Source organism: Pseudomonas sp. ADAK7 (assembly GCF_012935675.1).
Classification (GTDB): domain Bacteria; phylum Pseudomonadota; class Gammaproteobacteria; order Pseudomonadales; family Pseudomonadaceae; genus Aquipseudomonas.
The window spans coordinates 4,144,504-4,158,845 of the sequence record NZ_CP052861.1; the positions used below are offsets into that span (position 1 = coordinate 4,144,504).

Sequence of the window (14,342 nt, forward strand, 5' to 3'; positions counted from 1 at the left end):
AATTGTGTACAAGTCGTGTTACTCGTCGGATTTTGATTGTCACAATCAGGACACAGCCTCAGGATCGCGCCGTCATCCCCTTGAGGTTCCTCTATGAAGTTCTCCTCGATTCTCTTGTTGTCCCTTAGCCTGGCCAGTGGCTTCGCTTCTGCCGGAGGCACCACCGAAGCAGGTGTGGGCGGCGCATTGGGCGGGGTTCTGGGCTCGGTCGTCGGTCAGTCACTAGGCGGCAATACAGGTTCCACCATCGGCGCGGCCCTGGGCGGCGCGGGTGGTAGTGCCGTCGGCGCAGACAAACGCAGCCGTGGCGAAGCCGCCATTGGCGGTGCGTTGGGCGCAGCCGGCGGTAACGTGGTCGGCCGCAGCGTGGGCGGTAGCACCGGCAGCCTGATCGGCTCCGCAGCCGGCGGCGGCGCGGGTGGCGCGTTGGGTAACTACATGGGCAACAAGAGCGATGAGGATGACGATCGTCGCTCTTATCGCGGTCGTGATGACCGTCGTTACTACCGTGATGATCACCGCGGTCGCGGTCATGCCTATGGCCACCGCAAGCATCACAAATACTATCGTCATCGCTGAGGCCTGAACGGCTTCGCAGGTAGATAGATCAAAAATCGCAGCCCCAGGGCTGCGATTTTTTTTGCCCGTCAAACCACCAACCGCTCCAGTGCCCCGCGCAACCCGGCTGGAATCGCCACCGGCAGATTCGACGCCCGATCCACAAACACATGCACAAAACGCCCGGCGGCACAGGCTTCATCTTCCCCTTGCTTGAACACGGCGAGTTCGTATTGCACCGAGCTGTTGCCCAACTTGCCGACCCGCAGGCCGATCTCGATCCGATCCGGGAACGCGATGGACGCAAAGTAATCGCACGCCGAACTCACGACAAAACCCACCACTTCGCCGTCATGGATATCCAGCCCGCCGACTTCGATCAGGTAGGTGTTCACGGCGGTGTCGAAAAAGCTGTAGTAGGTGACGTTGTTGACGTGGCCGTAGGCGTCGTTGTCGTGCCAGCGGGTGGTGATCGGCTGGAAGTGCGGGTAGTCGGTGCGTTGGTTCATGGGTTTCTCGAAGATCGTTCCCACGCTCTGCGTGGGAATGCAGCCCGGGACGCTCCGCGTCCCAACAGCGGACGCAGAGCGTCCATGGAGGCGTTCCCACGCGGAGCATGGGAACGATCAAACAGGCGGAGTCTACCGGTCAGCAAACCCCTTACCCACCGCCGCCAACTCGCCAATCAACCGCGCCGGCTTCCACTGATCACCCTGTCGGGTCTCCAGCGTCAATAACCGCTGATGAATATCGGCCAAGCCCTGCTGATCCGCCCAAGCCATCGGCCCGCCCTTGTCCGCCGGGAAGCCGTAGCCGTAAAGGTAAACCAGATCGATGTCATGGGCCGATCCGGCAATGCCTTCCTCCAGGATCTTCGCCCCTTCGTTGACCAGTGCCAGCAAGCAGCGTTCCAGCACCTCCTCAGGCCCGATCTCACGCCGCTGGAAGCCCAAACCCTCGCTGACCTCCAGCACCAGCGCATCGACACTCTCATCGTGCTCAGCCTGCCGACTGCCGGGCTCGTAGTGGTAATAACCGTCGCCGCTTTTTTGGCCGAAACGTCCTAACTCGCAGAGCCGATTGTCGACCTGCACCTCCGGCGCATCCTGACCTTTACCGGCCAATTCGCGGGCACGCCATTCCAGATCGATGCCGACCACGTCGTACATGCGAAACGGCCCCATGGCGAAACCGAAGCCTTGCAGCGCCGCGTCCACCTGATAGGGGAAAGCGCCTTCAAGCAGCATCTTGCGCGCCTCGAGCACGTAGGTATGCAGCATGCGATTGCCGATAAAACCATGGCAGTTGCCCGACACTACACTGACCTTGCCCATGCGCTTGCCCAGATCGAGCGCAGCCTCAAGCACCGCCGGAGCGGTTTGCGCGCCGCGAACGATTTCCAGCAGTTTCATGATGTGCGCCGGGCTGAAGAAGTGCAGGCCCAGCACTTGTTGCGGCCGGCGCGTGGCGGCGGCAATCGCGTCGATGTCCAGCGCCGAGGTGTTGCTGGCCAGAATCGCTTCCGGTTTGAGCAAACCGTCGAGCTCGCGGAAGATCTTCTGCTTCAGCTCGAGGTTTTCGTACACCGCTTCAATCACCAGATCAACATCGCGAATCGCCGCGTAATCCGCCGCGCTGGTCACTCGCGCGATGCGCGCATCGGCTTCAGCCTGATCGATCCGCCCCTGGCGCACATTGTGGGCATAGGTGTCCGCGACGGCAGCCAGCGCCTGTTCAAGCATCTGCGGATTGTTATCGACCCACTGCACCGGCACCCCGGCGTTGGCCAGGCACATGACAATGCCACGGCCCATGGTGCCCGCACCGATCACGGCGGCGCGCTGAATATTGAACGGCGTCTGGCTCATTGTTGTTCTCTTGTTGGCGATCCAAAGACAGCTTTCACCATAGTCAGCCATCGCACGTTTTTGAAATTTATTCGTGTGATGAGCAACATTCAGCGGATGGATAAGCTCGCACCACCGCCCTCTGTTGATCGTTCCCAGGCTCTGCGTGGGAATGCAACCCGGGACGCTCCGCGTCCCCTCCAAAACCGAACGCGGAGCGTCCGTTGAGGCGTTACCACGCGGAGCGTGGGAACGATCGGTCGGAACTCAGCCGTCAGAGGTGCGCCTGCGCCCACTCCCGCACTTCGGCGTAAGGATAATCCTCCAGCGCACCCGACCCCGGGATCGTCCGTGCCTTGAGTTTGGTAAACAGCGGCACACTGATCCCGCACAAAAACCGCGTCACCCGCTCCGCCGACGGAAAATACCCGGTGTGCTGCTCATGCCTGTGGATAAAGTCGCCGCACAGGGCATCAAAGTTTTTATCCACAAGCGCCGGTAATTCCGGCGGTGCTGGCAGCCGCGCCACATCCCCGTGGCACACCGAACAATGCCCGCACTGGCGCGGCGCGTTTTCGTCGCCGAAGTATTCAGCCAGGCGATAGCCCAGGCAGTGATCGGTAGCGAACAGATCGAGCATCGCGTGGATCCGTGCGATCTCGGTTTGTTCGTGGCGGGTGAAATAGGCGTGCAATTCTTCGCTCAGCGCCTGGGCATCAAAACCGGTTTGCAGCAGGCTGTAGACCTCGGTCATCTGCTTGCTTTCCAGCTCGACCCAACCCTTCTCCTGGAAATAATCCAGCGCCTTGACCACCCGATTACGCTCGGCCGAATGCTGCTCGTACAGCGCATCAAAATTCACCGTCGCCCAAGTCCGCGCGCGCGCAGAGGTCTGGATAATCGCCGCGACGAAATCCTTGCGCTCACCCTCGAAACGAGCGAGCAAAGCCTCCGGTTCCTGCAAATATTTGAAACGGTATTCCGCGTAATAGGCGTAACGCGGGGCGATGATTCCGCGCAGCTCCAATTGCACCAGCAAGGTCTTTAGCGGCAACTGGCGAATGTTGCTCTGATCCGCCAACGGCCCCAGCAAAAACTCCCACTGCCCTTCGGGCGCGGCGGCTTGCAACTCATCGAGGACGCAGCGAATGCCATCCAGCTCCGGCGTATCGCCGTAGACGAAGTTTTCCAGCACGTTGAGGCTGTCGCGGTTGGCCAATACCAGGCAGTCGGAGGGCTGCCCGTCACGCCCGGCGCGACCGATTTCCTGGCTGTAGTTTTCGATGGATTTGGGCAGGTCGAAATGCACGACGTTGCGGATATCGCTCTTGTCGATGCCCATGCCGAACGCAATGGTGGCGACAATGCAATTGGACTGGCCGCCCATGAAGCGCTTCTGGATGCCTTCCCGTTGCTCGTGGGGCAAACCGGCGTGATAGGCCTCGGCTTGAATGCCGTTGCGGCCCAGATGCTCGGCAATGTGCTCGGCGGTTTTCTGCAGGGTGACGTAGACGATGCTCGGCTGGCCGGGACGCTGGCTCATCCACTCGACGAGGCGTCGGCGCTTGTCCTGGCCGCGCACCGGTTCCACCAACAGATTGAGGTTAGGGCGATAGAAACCAGTGGTCACCACGTCTTCGGGCGCGATGGCGAATTTCGCCTCCATGTCCGCGATCACCTTCGGCGTCGCGGTGGCGGTCAGCAGCAAGGCCTGGGGAATGTTGAACTGACGCTGATAGTCCGGGAGCTTGAGGTAGTCGGGGCGGAAGTTGTGGCCCCATTCCGAGATGCAGTGCGCCTCGTCCACCACCAGCAGCGAGATCGGCACTTGCTGCAGGAAATTACGGAAGCGCTCGTTCTTCAGGCGCTCCACGGAAATCATCAGAATCTTCAGCTCGCCCGACTTGGCCCGGGCCATCACATCACTGGCGTCGTCGCGGCTCTGGGCCGAATCGATACTGCCCGCCGAGATGCCGTGGCGTTGCAGGAACGCCAACTGATCCTGCATCAGCGCCAGCAGTGGCGACACCACCAATGTCAGGTGCGGCAGCAACAGCGCCGGCAATTGATAACACAGGGACTTGCCCGACCCGGTGGGGAAAATCGCCGCCGCCGAGCGCCCGGCCAACACCGCGCTGACCGCTGCCTCCTGGCCGGGCCGAAACTGTGGATAACCGAAAACCTGTTCCAGGGTGTTGTGCATAAGCTGTCACTCCGTTGACTGCTGCGATGCCAAAAGCCTAGCCGGCGATTGCAGCGAGTCGAGAAAAGGTCGGGGACCAAAACGATACGGGATGATACAGCCTTCGCCCAAGGCACCTTTGCCACAGGTTGAAACAAACGAAACACTTTGTGCCTGGCGATTCAGCTCAATCGGACGGTAAGGTCTTCGGCGCACAACCACCGTCCGCGCACTTCACATCACGGCAGGACGCCTGATGAGCGCGGCATTTGAACAAGGAACGACCATGCGCCAACAACCGATTTATGCATTCGCCCTGCTTCTGACTTCCCTGCTGCTGAGCGGCTGCGATGGGTTTCCCGGAGAACCTCCATTGCTTGCTACCTGCGACACCCTGGAGTGTTCAGCCCAGCAGGCCTGGCGAACATCCTGACGACGGCGGGCCAAGCGGCTACGGCACCAACACCGCCACCCGCAGTTGCTCATTCAACGCCTGTTCATGAAACACCCGGCTCTTGCTCGCCCATGCCGCAAAAGCCGGGCTGATTTCGCCAGTGAACGCCGCCGCCAATTGGCGCAAATCAGCGACGCTGCGTGCACGCGGGCAGAAGGGTTCGCCATCACAGTTCTGGCTGGCATTGCGGTAGGTGGTGAGCAAGCGATCCCACAAGCCGTCACGCACTTGTCGCACAGACTTGAGCTTCACCACCTGCACGCCCAGACGTTGTTTCAGACCGGGTTCGTCCAGCGCTTCGCTGTCCAGCAACGCCTTGCCGATCATCAGCACTTCGGCGCGGGACGCGGTATCGACTTCGGCCTGGGTGGTGAGGGCATCCGGCCAACCGGTGCGGTCCATATTGGCCTGCACCATCGAACCGCCCGCGTCAGTGGCGCCCACCACACGACAAACACCGGCCCACAACAACACAATCGAGGCCATACGTAGCCATTGCATACCTAATTCCCTTTAAGCGTGAGTCAGACGTTTGGAAACGCCCTACAGATTCTGGCGCGCACCATACAGAGGTTTGCCGCGCAATGCCTGACAAACCCGTGGGAAATTTTACTCGTAAGGGTTTCGCCCTGAAAAACCTCGGTAAACGCGTAGGCCAAGTCCTAAAACACGGGTAAACCCCCTACGAATCCTGTCCATCGCAGCCCTATTGCCCCGCCGTGTAGTGCCCTTTTATAGTCTTTGGCGCGGCTGAAACAGTGTCTCGGCCGGCCGTGATTTCGCACAGGACAAACCTTGATGAACACGCTCCAATCGCAATCCGACCGCTATCGCCCGCTCAAGTCCAGCTACAGCGACACTCCCGTCCTGGTCATCGATACCGAGGCCGACCCGCACGAAATCCTCGACGCCGCCCGCCAACGCATCCGCGCCGCCAGCAACTTGCTTGAGACACTTTATTGCCAGAGTTTTAATGAAGCGGACATCAAGGACATTCCACACATCATTAATGCACTTTACTTATTAACCCAAGACGGACACCAACTTCTGGAAGTTGCAAAAACAAGAATCAAACCTTAATACAAAGTCCGCAACAACTCACCGCTTTATTATTTATCCAGCCGAACTTAGTCTGCAGACTCTTTTAACTAACCAAGAGTTTAACAATGACGACATTAACTATTTTCTTTTGCGGTACCGGCTCGACTAAATTCGACAACACAAACGCTGCTTACTGGAACGGTGAACTGGTTTCCACACTGGCCTCCCATCATGCCGGTCGCGAGTTTGCCGAGTGGATCGTGGTCGACGGCCCAGGCACCAGCAACCTGCAAGCCGACGAACTGTTCACCCAATCCAAGGACTACGGCCTCAGCGGCACCCTGTTCGGCAAGGGCTGGGAAGAGAACGTCAAACACGCCATCAACATTGTCAAAGGCAAGTGTGACTGGCAGCGGGTAAAACTGACGGAAGCGGAATACAACCGATTGAAAGCAGCCGGGATCCCCATCGAAGACGTCAGTATCGAGGGTTCGTGGATGTGGCGAAAATATGACTACGGCGACCGAACCGTTAGTCAACAGGCACTACAGGAAGTAATTATTCAAAAATTCCGCAAGGACGGCGTTATTCCAACTCAGATTAACTTGGTCGGCTGGAGTCGCGGCGGCATTAGTTGCCACATGATGGCCAACGCACTGTACAACGATATTCAACTGCGAGACATTCCAGTCAATATCTTTGCCATTGATCCTGTGCCGGGTATTTCCAACTTCCAGGATGACAAAGTCAAACTGAACAAGAACGTCAAAGAGTACGTGGCCTTCTACGCCCGCGACGAACGCTCGAAAGGCTTCTGCTGCGTCATTCCGGAAACCTCCGCCCTGACCAAAACCCACATCTACCCGATGCCCGGCCGCCACGGCACCTTGGTCGGCAACGCCTCCGCCGACGGCGTCAGTGGCCCGAAAGTCCTGGCCGAACCGAGCCTGATCGTCCGCCACTTCGCCGAAGTCTGCCTCAAGCGCTGGGGCGTCCCGCTGAACAAAACCCTCAACCTGACTCAGGCGGACCTGGAGAACATGCACAACACCATGGCCAGCGCCGAAGCGAAATACGTGGCGATGCAGAAGTGCTCGTACACGTACTTCACCGATCTGGATAAGGGCGAGCGCTATGTTTCGCTGGGGAGCAAAGGGGTTAATTTCTCGGCGGTGAAAGGCACGGGTTATGCTCCGGCGGCGGGGTTGGCGGCGGGTTTGAAGATGGATAAGGGGTCGTATCAGGATATTCGTTGATGCGTCTGGCAGTAAAAAAACACGACGTGTTTAAAAGGTCGGCGAAACGGTAGGAACGGCCTATCAAAGCTTCGTCCCGTTCCTACACGCGAAGACTCCTTGTCTTCTATCGCGGCCCCGCAGCCCATCTCTATAGTCGTGACTGTCGCTGCCAAATCAGCGATTCGGGCTTGGTCACCCGTATTAGATCTACGCACGCAACCCGTTGTATGCTGCCGGCGCTTTTGCGTCAGCACGCTTAATGGCGGCTGTGTTTGGGACGTCTTCGGGCGTGCCGGGTAAGCGTGTGATCTCACCGGTTGACCAACCCGAACACAGTCGCCTCCCATCGCTTGGTCACGATGGCGGCGGTAACTTCTGACGCATTTCGAGATTACACATCATGAATAGCTGGACTCCGTTCACAGACAATCGTTACCTCCCACTCCAAACCAACCTCACCGATTCCCCGCCCCTGATCATCGACACAGAGGCCAATCCCCAGGACATCCTCGAAGCCGCCCTACAGCGAATCCGAGCCTCCAGCGACCTCCTAAAAACCCTGCACTGCACCTGCTTCAAACACGGCGACGTCGAAGACATCCCCCACATCACCCACGCGCTCTACCTGCTCAGCCAAGACGGCTGCGACCTACTCAAAGTCGCCCAACAACGCATGATGGGCTGGAAAGCACCCACCTGACACCCAGCGAAGATCGTTCCCACGCTCCGCGTGGGAATGCCTCAACGGACGCTCCGCGTTCGGCTCTTGGGACGCAGAGCGTCCCGGGCTGCATTCCCACGCGGAGCGTGGGAACGATCAACATCTGAGGATAACCATGAGCATGTTTTTTGATGAGCTAATGGAAAGTGTGCAACAGATGAACGAAGTCCTACGCGGCGAGCGCCAACCTTCCCGCAAACACCATGTTCACAGCACGGATCAACATCCGACACGCCGCGAAATCAGGCTTAATCCAACTCATCGAAATGCCCCTGACGGAAGACGCACCATGAACCTCGCCCCCAACTTCCCCGACGACCATGCCATGCACCTGCTCATGCAGTTATTGCACGAAGAACTCGGCCTGCCCGAACGCAAAACCATCAGCCTCGCCACCTCGATCAACTTCGACCTCGGCTGCGACGGCGCTGACGCGCAAAACCTGATGGAAGCGCTGGAAGAACAGTTCGGGATCGACTTCATCGACTACGACGCTTATCGCTACTTCCAGCCGGAAGGATTCGATGTGCATCTCAAGCGCAGAGCCAAGGGGCGCGGCGACAAAGTCCCGCTGACCATCGGCATGCTTTACCAAGCAGTCAAATCGCAACGCTGGGATACACAGGAAATAGAAGGCCAATAAAGCAGGTGTTGCGACTCAACAGGCCCGCATAACTGCAATTATTCTGGCGCTATCACCTCAGAAGTGAAGGAATATTAGCCGCATGGCTAGAAAAACAGCGCCACTGCTTCCTCGTACCAAACGACTGCTTACCGAGTTCGGCGAACGCCTGAAACTGGCTCGTTTACGTCGAAGGCTTACCGCCAAAATGGTGGCAGAGCGGGCGGGCATGTCTGTCATGACCTTGCGTTCACTGGAGTCTGGTGGCGCTGGAGTGACGATGGGGGCGTATCTGTCGGTTATGCAGGTATTGAGTCTGGAGCAAGACCTGAACAAGATTGCCGAATCCGACGAGATGGGACGTCGATTGCAAGACGCTCAGTTAACTCGAGCCTCTAGGCCAAAGTTAAAAAAAGCCAAGCGTGAACAAAACGACATTGCCGCCAAGGTAAGCAAACCATCCGGCTCTCAGATAGGTCATGTTATTCGTGAGTCGGATTACATCGGGTTTGACCCGGATGACTTCCCACTGAATACCCACGCTTTCTCCGCTTTATTTACAAAAAAAAAGAAACCTGAATCCAACACATAGCGAGGCATGTAGATTGGGGCGCGAGCGAGGCTTTGATACTGAGAAATCGATCCCCTCGATTTCACCGGCTATCGATACTTCCGACCCAAAGGTTACGATGTGCTCCCCAAACACACCTATAAGGACATAGCGTGGACGTACTGATGGGCTTACTCGCCGCCCTGCTCTGGGGCGGTACGGATTTTCTGGTGGGCTTGAATGCCCGCGCAGTCGGCGTCAAACGCGCCGTGTATTTCGGGCAGGCGCTGGGCTTCACGATCATGAGCCTGCTGCTGATCGCCGTTCCCAGCTTCATCTTCAAATCCATGGCTGCACCACTCACTGTCTGGTTGATTGGCATCGGCGCCGCCATCCTGACCGTGTCCGGCGCCCTGGCCTTGTCCAAAGCCTTCGCCCTTGGCAAAGCCTCTATTGTCGCGCCGCTGGTGACGTCCTACGGTGTGGTGACGACGTTGCTGTCCTGGGCCGGAGGCGAACAGATCAACCTGATCCAGTTGCTGTGCATCGCCTTGTGCGTGCTCGGGGTCATCCTCTCCAGCATTCACTCTGATTCGAAGATTCCACACACCACACAAGCCAGCAGTTCGATTACCTATGCGTTGTTGGCTGCCGTGTTCTACGGCACCAGTTTTTGGCTGCAAGGCCATTTCGTCCTACCTGTTCTCGGGCCCGTGACAATGCTGTGGCTCGCCTATCTTGTTGGGCTGATCGTGCTGGTGCTCATGGTCATCAAAATAAAGGACGGCTTGAAAATCCCGCCCCTGAAAAACTGCATGACGCTGACGGGTGCGAGCCTGATGAATCTGGGTGGTTTTTCGTCATTCGCTTAGGGTGCGGTGGCCGGATCCGTATCGGTAGTGACCGTGATCAGCACATTGTCGGGTGGGATTGCGGCGATTTTAGGTTATGTGTTTTTCAAGGAGCGGTTGGCCAAGATACAAGTGCTCGGTGTTGTTTTGGTCTTGGTCGGTGCGTTTGTTCTGCACCTGAAAACCTGAACAGCGCCCACAAAAAAGCCGCCCCGAAGGGCGGCTCTTTTATTGCTTCAGACCAAACCTTACAACTTAGGCCCAGCAGCCTTAATCGCATCACTCACTTCAAACTTCTTGAAGTTCTCTACAAACAACCCAGCCAACGCCTTAGCCGCTTCATCGTAAGCAGCCTTGTCAGCCCAGGTATTACGCGGGTTCAACAAGCCAGTCTCAACGCCCGGCACTGCCAACGGCACGTCCAGGTTGATGGTGTCCAGGTGCTCGGTTTCAACACCGATCAACGCGCCGCTCTGGATCGCTGCAATCACGCCACGGGTGGTCGGGATGTTGAAGCGTTTGCCAACGCCGTATCCGCCGCCGGTCCAGCCGGTGTTAACCAGGTAGACCTTGGAGCCGAAGCCGCGGATGCGTTTGATCAGCAGTTCTGCGTATTCGCCAGCCGGACGCGGGAAGAACGGTGCGCCGAAGCAGGTGGAGAACGTCGACTTGATGCCGCTGCCGGAGCCCATTTCGGTCGAGCCCACCAGTGCGGTGTAGCCGGACAGGAAGTGGTAGGCCGCTTGTTCTTCGCTGAGGATGGACACTGGTGGCAGGACGCCGGTCAGGTCGCAGGTCAGGAAGATTACAGCGTTTGGCTCGCCACCGAGGTTGTGCTCGGAACGCTTGGCAACGTGTTCCAGCGGGTAGGCGGCGCGGCTGTTCTGGGTCAGGCTGACATCGGCGTAGTCGGCGTGCTTGGCGTCGTCGATGACGACGTTTTCCAGTACAGCACCGTGCTTGATGGCTTTCCAGATGACCGGCTCGTTCTTCTCGGACAGGTCGATGCACTTGGCGTAGCAGCCGCCTTCGATGTTGAAGACAACGCCTTCGCCCCAGCCGTGTTCGTCGTCGCCGATCAGGTAACGGCTTTCGTCGGCGGACAGGGTGGTTTTACCGGTGCCGGACAGACCGAAGAACAGGGTCACGTCGCCTGCTTCGCCGATGTTGGCGGCGCAGTGCATTGGCAGCACGTCGGAGGCCGGCAGCAAGAAGTTCTGCACGGAGAACATGGCTTTTTTCATTTCACCGGCGTAACGCATGCCGGCGATCAGCACTTTTTTCTGTGCGAAGTTGAGGATCACGCAACCGTCGGAGTTGGTGCCGTCACGCTCAGGCACGCATTCGAAGTTGGCGACGTTGAGCACTTGCCATTCATCACGGCCAGCCGGGTTGTACTTTTCCGGGTTGATGAACAGGCAACGACCGAACAGGTTTTGCCAGGCAGTCTGGGTGGTCATCTTCACAGCCAGGTAGTGGTCTTCAGACGCACCTACATGCACGTGGGAAACGAAATGCTCTTGCGCGTTGTTAAACGCCTCGACGCGAGCCCACAGGGCATCGAACTTGTCGGCCGGGAACTTGCGGTTGATCGGGCCCCAGGCAATGGCTGCCTGAGTGGAAGGCTCTTCTACGATGAACCGATCGACTGGCGAACGGCCGGTGCGGTGACCGGTGCGAACAACCAGCGCGCCGGTATCGGCAAGCTCGCCTTCACCGCGATTCAAGGCTTCTTTTACCAGATCATCAACACTCAGATCGGTGTACACGGCGTTATTGGCTTGCGTCATGAGATTCCCCGTCGGCCAGTGGCCGAGTGTGCTCCAAACGTTTTGTAGTAGAAAGTCGTGCACTACTACCGCGACAAAAAGTGGGCCGGATTATGCCAGAAACGCCCAAAAATAGTAGGGCCCTCCCGTCGTAACGGCGTTATTCCGGCGCTAAGCAGTGAATTTACCTGCGCTGAACCGTTTTAGTGCCGGGTATCTGACGGCGTATCGACACCCGCGCCAGCGAACAATTGAGTGATATCCGCGGCATCGAACAGGTAGCGCTGGTTGCAAAACTGGCAATCAATCTCGATGTGGCCGCCGTGTTCGATTACCAGCGACTGGGCATCTTCCAGACCCAAGCTGACCAGCGCATTGGCAGAACGTTCGCGAGAGCAGCTGCAACGGAAGCGCAGTTTCTGCACATCGAACAGGCGCACTTGCTCTTCGTGGTAAAGGCGATGGAGCACGGTTTCGTTGTCCAGGCTCAGCAATTCGTCGGCGGTGAGGGTGCTGCCCAGCGCGGTGATGTGTTGCCAGCTGGCGGCGCGTTCTTCTTCGTCTTTCAGACGGTCGGCAGGCAATTGCTGCAGCAACAGGCCACGGGCACGACGGCCATCGGCGTACAGCCAGAAGCGCGTGCCGACTTGCTGGGACATGACGAAATAATTGGTGAAGCACTCGGACAGGGTTTCGCCGTCGAGGTCGACAATGCCCTGGTAACGCTGGCCCTGGGTCGGGTCGACGGTCAGCGCCAGCACGCCGTTGGGCATGAGGTCGGCGAGGGTCGCGTCGGGGGCAATCTGGTCGGCTTCGTAACGGGCCAGGCCGCGGATTTCGCGCTCGCTGGAGCACTCGATCATCAGCAGCGGGATCGGACCATCGGAACGCGCTTGCAGGATCAGCAGTCCATCGAACTTGAGCGTACCCACCAACAACGCAGCGGCGGCCATCAGCTCGCCGAGCAGTTGCGCGACTGGCTCTGGGTAGGGGTGTTTGGCCAGCACTTCGGCATAGCTCCGTTCCAACGCCACCAGCTCGCCGCGGGTGTCGCTGTCATCGAAGATGAAGCGTTGGGTGAAGTCGGAATCCGGTAGATCGGTCATAGGTCTGGGTATCTGAAGTGATGACAAATTGGTTACAAGCAGTGAAAATCACGCCTTTGCGGCACCACTTTGGTGCGCGATGTTCAGCCATTGGAGGCATTTTATGAACAATCCGGGTTTGTTCCAAGCAAGGTGGAACCTCCGCCGGCTGGTTTTGTGCAATGTCGTGCCTTTGGCACTGCTGGCATTCTGGTTATGGCCCACGGGTCAGATGTTGTGCGTGATTTTCGACGAGTGGCTGTTTCACCTGCTCAATGCACCGTTGGCCAGTCACTCGATATGGCTCCACATCTGGGCAATTGCAAGTCTGCGTCCGTTTGACGCGGTGGTCGGGGTGATTTTGCTGACGCTGCTGATCAAGGGCGATTGGGTGTTCGATGCCATTGAAGTACGCCAGGCGTTTTTCGGCTTTTTGGCGGTTCTGCTGTTGCTGCTGTTTATCCGCATGCTGTTCTCGAAACTCGCCGATCACATGGGCTGGCAGCACAGCAGTCCGTCGATGATGATCAGCGGCGCCATTCAAATGAGCGACTACTTCCCTGGGCTTGAGAAGACGTGGGAATTGAAGGACCGCTCGAGCCAGAGCTTTCCCGGTGACCATGCTTCGGTGTTGTTGATCTGGGCGCTGTTCATGACGGTGTTCAGCCGTGGTACCGGGCAGACGCTGACGATCTGGGGCCTGGCGTTGCTGTTCATGATGCCGCGGCTGGTGGCGGGCGCACATTGGGGCCAGGACGATTACATCGGCGGCGTGCTACTGGCGGTGTGGGCCTTGGGCTGGGGTTACTACACGCCGTTTGCGTATCACGTTTCGGGGTTTTTCCTGAAAGTGACGGCGCCGCTGTTCGGGCTGCTGGGGAAATTGCCGGTGGTTTCGCGGATGAGTGTGGTGCGAACTGCAAGCTGAAGCCTGATCGTTCCCACGCTCTGCGTGGGAACGATCCTTGGATCACTCGTCGTTGCTGCTTCCGCGAAACTTGAACAAATCCCGCCGCTGTTTCTTGCTCGGCTTGCCATCGGTGCTCACACCCAATGAGCCGGCCTTGCGCATCGCCGCGGCCGCTTCGCGTTTGGCGACGCTCGCTTCGGTCTCCGCATACAACGTCTGCGCCTCGGGCGCGCCACGGCGCACGATCGATAGCGCCTGAACCACGACGGTCTTTTCCTCAAATCCTATGCGAATCTGAAACTCATCGCCGATGCGCGGCTCCTTGCCCGGTTTGCAGCGTTCGCCCCGGCAATGCACCTTCCCGCTCTCGATCGCCGACTTGGCCAAGGCACGTGTTTTATAAAAACGCGCAGCCCACAACCATTTATCGAGACGGACCTTGTCGTCCTCTTCCTGTTTTTGTGCCATCTGAATTCCTCTTTCTGCCAATAGTCGGAACTGTACTACTGATTCT

General features: G+C 58.2%; 14 protein-coding genes and 1 pseudogene. 8 read left to right on the plus strand and 7 right to left on the minus strand.

The features are described 5' to 3' along the window. Positions 1–93: 93 nt before the first annotated feature. Complete coding sequence (locus tag HKK53_RS19050; protein ID WP_169372104.1) at positions 94–579, plus strand: glycine zipper domain-containing protein; 486 nt, start codon at positions 94–96, stop codon at positions 577–579. Positions 580–647: 68 nt separating this feature from the next. Here the strand turns inward: HKK53_RS19050 and HKK53_RS19055 are convergent, their stop codons facing one another. The 4 genes from HKK53_RS19055 to HKK53_RS19070 all read right to left on the minus strand — a co-directional run bounded on the left by HKK53_RS19055 (position 648) and on the right by HKK53_RS19070 (position 5,542). Then, positions 648–1,067 carry an acyl-CoA thioesterase gene (locus tag HKK53_RS19055; protein WP_169372105.1) on the minus strand — a complete coding sequence of 140 codons (420 nt, stop codon included), beginning with the start codon at positions 1,065–1,067 and terminating at the stop codon, positions 648–650. A 132-nt stretch (positions 1,068–1,199) separates the two neighbouring features. Further along, positions 1,200–2,426 carry a 3-hydroxyacyl-CoA dehydrogenase gene (locus HKK53_RS19060; protein WP_169372106.1) on the minus strand — a complete coding sequence of 409 codons (1,227 nt, stop codon included), beginning with the start codon at positions 2,424–2,426 and terminating at the stop codon, positions 1,200–1,202. Between the two features lie 253 nt (positions 2,427–2,679). Next, positions 2,680–4,608, minus strand: coding sequence for a RecQ family ATP-dependent DNA helicase (locus tag HKK53_RS19065; protein ID WP_169372107.1), 1,929 nt, complete (start codon positions 4,606–4,608; stop codon positions 2,680–2,682). Between the two features lie 430 nt (positions 4,609–5,038). After that, complete coding sequence (locus tag HKK53_RS19070) at positions 5,039–5,542, minus strand: polysaccharide deacetylase (RefSeq protein ID WP_169372108.1); 504 nt, start codon at positions 5,540–5,542, stop codon at positions 5,039–5,041. Positions 5,543–5,839: 297 nt separating this feature from the next. Between HKK53_RS19070 and HKK53_RS19075 the strand changes: the two genes are divergently transcribed. The 6 genes and pseudogenes from HKK53_RS19075 (at position 5,840) to HKK53_RS19105 (ending at position 10,253) form a co-directional block, all read left to right on the plus strand. Continuing rightward, positions 5,840–6,121 (plus strand): hypothetical protein, encoded by a 282-nt coding sequence (locus tag HKK53_RS19075; RefSeq protein WP_169372109.1) that lies wholly within the window; start codon positions 5,840–5,842, stop codon positions 6,119–6,121. A gap of 86 nt (positions 6,122–6,207) precedes the next feature. Continuing rightward, the gene (locus HKK53_RS19080; RefSeq protein WP_169372110.1) at positions 6,208–7,338 is read left to right on the plus strand and encodes a hypothetical protein; all 1,131 of its coding nucleotides are present in this window, start codon (positions 6,208–6,210) and stop codon (positions 7,336–7,338) included. 382 nt (positions 7,339–7,720) lie between these two features. Then, on the plus strand, positions 7,721–8,020 hold the full coding sequence (locus tag HKK53_RS19085; RefSeq protein ID WP_169372111.1) for a hypothetical protein: 300 nt from the start codon (positions 7,721–7,723) through the stop codon (positions 8,018–8,020). 310 nt (positions 8,021–8,330) lie between these two features. Continuing rightward, on the plus strand, positions 8,331–8,684 hold the full coding sequence (locus HKK53_RS19095; RefSeq protein ID WP_169374265.1) for a DUF1493 family protein: 354 nt from the start codon (positions 8,331–8,333) through the stop codon (positions 8,682–8,684). 82 nt (positions 8,685–8,766) lie between these two features. Then, on the plus strand, positions 8,767–9,255 hold the full coding sequence (locus HKK53_RS19100) for a helix-turn-helix domain-containing protein (RefSeq protein ID WP_169372112.1): 489 nt from the start codon (positions 8,767–8,769) through the stop codon (positions 9,253–9,255). Positions 9,256–9,398: 143 nt separating this feature from the next. Further along, positions 9,399–10,253, plus strand: a pseudogene (locus HKK53_RS19105) (EamA family transporter). 59 nt (positions 10,254–10,312) lie between these two features. Here the strand turns inward: HKK53_RS19105 and HKK53_RS19110 are convergent. Together HKK53_RS19110 and hslO are read right to left on the minus strand one after the other, a co-directional pair. Next, positions 10,313–11,854, minus strand: coding sequence for a phosphoenolpyruvate carboxykinase (locus tag HKK53_RS19110; protein WP_169372113.1), 1,542 nt, complete (start codon positions 11,852–11,854; stop codon positions 10,313–10,315). 182 nt (positions 11,855–12,036) lie between these two features. Next, positions 12,037–12,939, minus strand: coding sequence for an Hsp33 family molecular chaperone HslO (gene hslO, locus HKK53_RS19115; RefSeq protein WP_123515852.1), 903 nt, complete (start codon positions 12,937–12,939; stop codon positions 12,037–12,039). A 103-nt stretch (positions 12,940–13,042) separates the two neighbouring features. Here hslO and HKK53_RS19120 point away from each other — a divergent pair, with 103 nt between their 5' ends. Then, on the plus strand, positions 13,043–13,846 hold the full coding sequence (locus HKK53_RS19120) for a phosphatase PAP2 family protein (RefSeq protein ID WP_169372114.1): 804 nt from the start codon (positions 13,043–13,045) through the stop codon (positions 13,844–13,846). A gap of 42 nt (positions 13,847–13,888) precedes the next feature. On the opposite strand, the gene HKK53_RS19125 is transcribed toward HKK53_RS19120, so the two are convergent. Continuing rightward, a complete protein-coding gene (locus HKK53_RS19125; protein WP_054047772.1) occupies positions 13,889–14,296 on the minus strand; it encodes an RNA-binding S4 domain-containing protein in 408 nt (135 codons plus the stop codon). Positions 14,297–14,342 lie beyond the last annotated feature (46 nt).